The organism is Bacilli bacterium (assembly GCA_036381315.1).
Classification (GTDB): Bacteria; Bacillota; Bacilli; order Paenibacillales; family KCTC-25726; genus DASVDB01.
In genome coordinates, this window is record DASVDB010000099.1 from 1 (window position 1) to 2,398 (window position 2,398).

The window sequence follows — 2,398 nt, forward strand, 5'->3', positions numbered from 1 at the left end:
ATGCGCGCCCGTTCGCTTACGGCACATATTCGCTCATCTTCATGCCCGACACAACCATTTGTTCGTTAGGATCGGGCGGCGTAATCCCGATCAGGCGGTCGATCGCCAATAAATCTTCAAAAGGATAGCGTATTTCAAGCCCGATCCCTGCTCCCCGCAGCACCGGCGAATCGGGATTTGTACCGTCCTGTCCGTTTGTGGTTGTGACGATATAGCGCAATTTTGCGCTGTCGAAGCCGGCAGCCGCCAAGCGGTTTCGGGAAGCGTCAATTGCCGCCGCATCGATATATCCGTGAGCGCCGTTCGCTCCGATTTCCAGCAAATAATCGGCTTCTTTTTGCAGCAGCGCGTGCCTCGCAATCAAAACGTGCTTGTACACAGGCGCAAACATAAACCAACAGAGAATGGCGGAAAACAAAATAAAGATGAGGATTTGCTTCATTTCGCCGCCCCCCGGTCACGGACTCATGCGGGAAATCGCCGCATTGATGTTTTGCCCGTGTTCCTTGATGGATTGTTTTACGCCTGTCGCGCCATCAATCGTGCTTTCATAGATGGCGATCACAACGAGAATCAGCATGACCATCACCAAAATGTTTTTCACCTGACATTCTCCTTTTCCCACGAATTAGACGGATAATGGGCGGTTAATTGGACAGTTGTTCGATTTTTGTCGCGGCGTTCGTCCCCTGTTGCTTGATTTTCGCCCCGATTCCGTTCGTGTCATCGGCAATGATGCTGGAAAACAATGCAGCCACCACAATGAGCATCATCACTGTGATCAAAATATTTCTCATTTGCCTTCACCTCGATTTCTCTTAAATAGTCGCATTTGTCACGAAAGCGAATCGAACAGCTTTCGCCCTTCACTGACCCATGGGTAGATGAACACCCGGAATGTGTTCAAAATCGGCAGGCCGGCCAATACAAACAGCACATAAGACGTCATTTCCTTGCGGCCTTCCCGCAGCAAATCCATCTGTTCCTTATAATCGCGTATGCGGTTGCGCAACAGTTCATAATAGTTGTGATGATGATGGCGCCTGATTGAATCGAGCGTTTCCGCAAAACTGTTGCCTTCATCGGTTGCGATCCGTTCTTTGAATGCGGAAATGGCGTTGCCGGCGTCCTGATACCACTCCGTCGTCAGCAAATACAATTCATGCCGTATATGCCTTGTCAGCGGAAGGCAACGCGTAAGCTGATAATGCAAATTTTTCCCTGTGCCGCTGAAATACAAAAGTTGCTTGCTGACAGCAAAAATCTCTTTTACGACCGCTTGTTGTCGCTTCACCTTCAACGTCTGCAAAACGAATTTGTCGAAGACCAGAACGACGGGTACGCAAAAGGCCAAGACGGCCGGCAAACACCAATACACCCCCAACGGTTCGAGCCTGAGCCGAAAAGTGAGCCAGAAAAGTCCGCCCAGAATGGCTGCGGCTGCTCCGACAATCCTGCGCATTGTTTCATAGACAATATAGGGCGTGCGAATCCCGCTATTCTTAAGCAGCTGCTTTTTCCATTCCCGCTTTTCCGCGCGAACGGGAATAAAAAGCAATCTGGCAAGAGCCCGCGGCACTTGCATTTCGCGCATTGGCGCAAGCGGACGAAAGACCCGGAACGAACGCCATGGCAACCAGGCTATGAACAGTCGAAAGCATATATAAAACAGCAACAAATACATAAGCGCGCCGGCAAACCAGGCCAGCATGCGAAGCAGCATGAGCGAATTCATGTATGTTCCACCTCCCTTATGAACTAAATCCGCCATTACAATCTTTTCATCGATAAAAAGATGCCCATGACAAACGAGGCGAAAATCAACAGCAGCGAATCCAGCAGCATATCTCTGCCCGCTTCATCCAGAACATAATAGTGATAGGCTGCCGTCGGGTTTAAACGAAAATTGATGCCGAGAAACACCGCCAGAAAAAAAATCGGCGTAAAATTGGCGATGCGAATCTCCAACAGTCTGTTCCGCTCCATTTGATCAATTCTTTTGGCCTTGCGCATATCTTCGATTAATTCCTGCAAATTGCCGGTAATATCAAGGCCTTCCAAAAGTCCGTAGCGCAAAATGTTGGCAAAGTAGTCGCCCCATATGCTGCCAAGCGCAAAAGAAAAAATGCGCAGCCCCTCATCCGGATCGGGCGCAATCGCCAAATTCCGATACAGTTGTTCAAAAAGCGGCCTGGCGGGATATTGTATCCGCCCTGCTTGCACGACGGCGTGCAGCACGGAACGAATATTTTTATGTGGCGCCAAAACGTATGCCTGATAAAATATTTCGATGGCGGACAAAAGCTCCAAACGGATGCGCATATGCAGGCCGGTCAGTTTGAAGCGCAGCCAGATGTAGGGCAAACTTCCGAACATAACTCCCAACACGATAATGCCT

At 49.6% G+C, this 2,398-nt stretch carries 5 protein-coding genes; all 5 read right to left on the minus strand.

The annotated features are described in order from the left end of the window. Window positions 1–16 precede the first annotated feature (16 nt). Window positions 17–442: a hypothetical protein gene (locus VF260_07350; GenBank protein HEX7056999.1), complete on the minus strand. Its 426-nt coding sequence runs from the start codon at window positions 440–442 to the stop codon at window positions 17–19. A 15-nt stretch (window positions 443–457) separates the two neighbouring features. After that, a complete protein-coding gene (locus VF260_07355; GenBank protein HEX7057000.1) occupies window positions 458–604 on the minus strand; it encodes a hypothetical protein in 147 nt (48 codons plus the stop codon). 43 nt (window positions 605–647) lie between these two features. Beyond that, complete coding sequence (locus tag VF260_07360; GenBank protein HEX7057001.1) at window positions 648–797, minus strand: hypothetical protein; 150 nt, start codon at window positions 795–797, stop codon at window positions 648–650. Between the two features lie 38 nt (window positions 798–835). Further along, complete coding sequence (locus VF260_07365; protein HEX7057002.1) at window positions 836–1,735, minus strand: hypothetical protein; 900 nt, start codon at window positions 1,733–1,735, stop codon at window positions 836–838. Window positions 1,736–1,770: 35 nt separating this feature from the next. Then, window positions 1,771–2,398: hypothetical protein (locus tag VF260_07370; protein HEX7057003.1), on the minus strand; the 628-nt coding region annotated here is incomplete at its 5' end.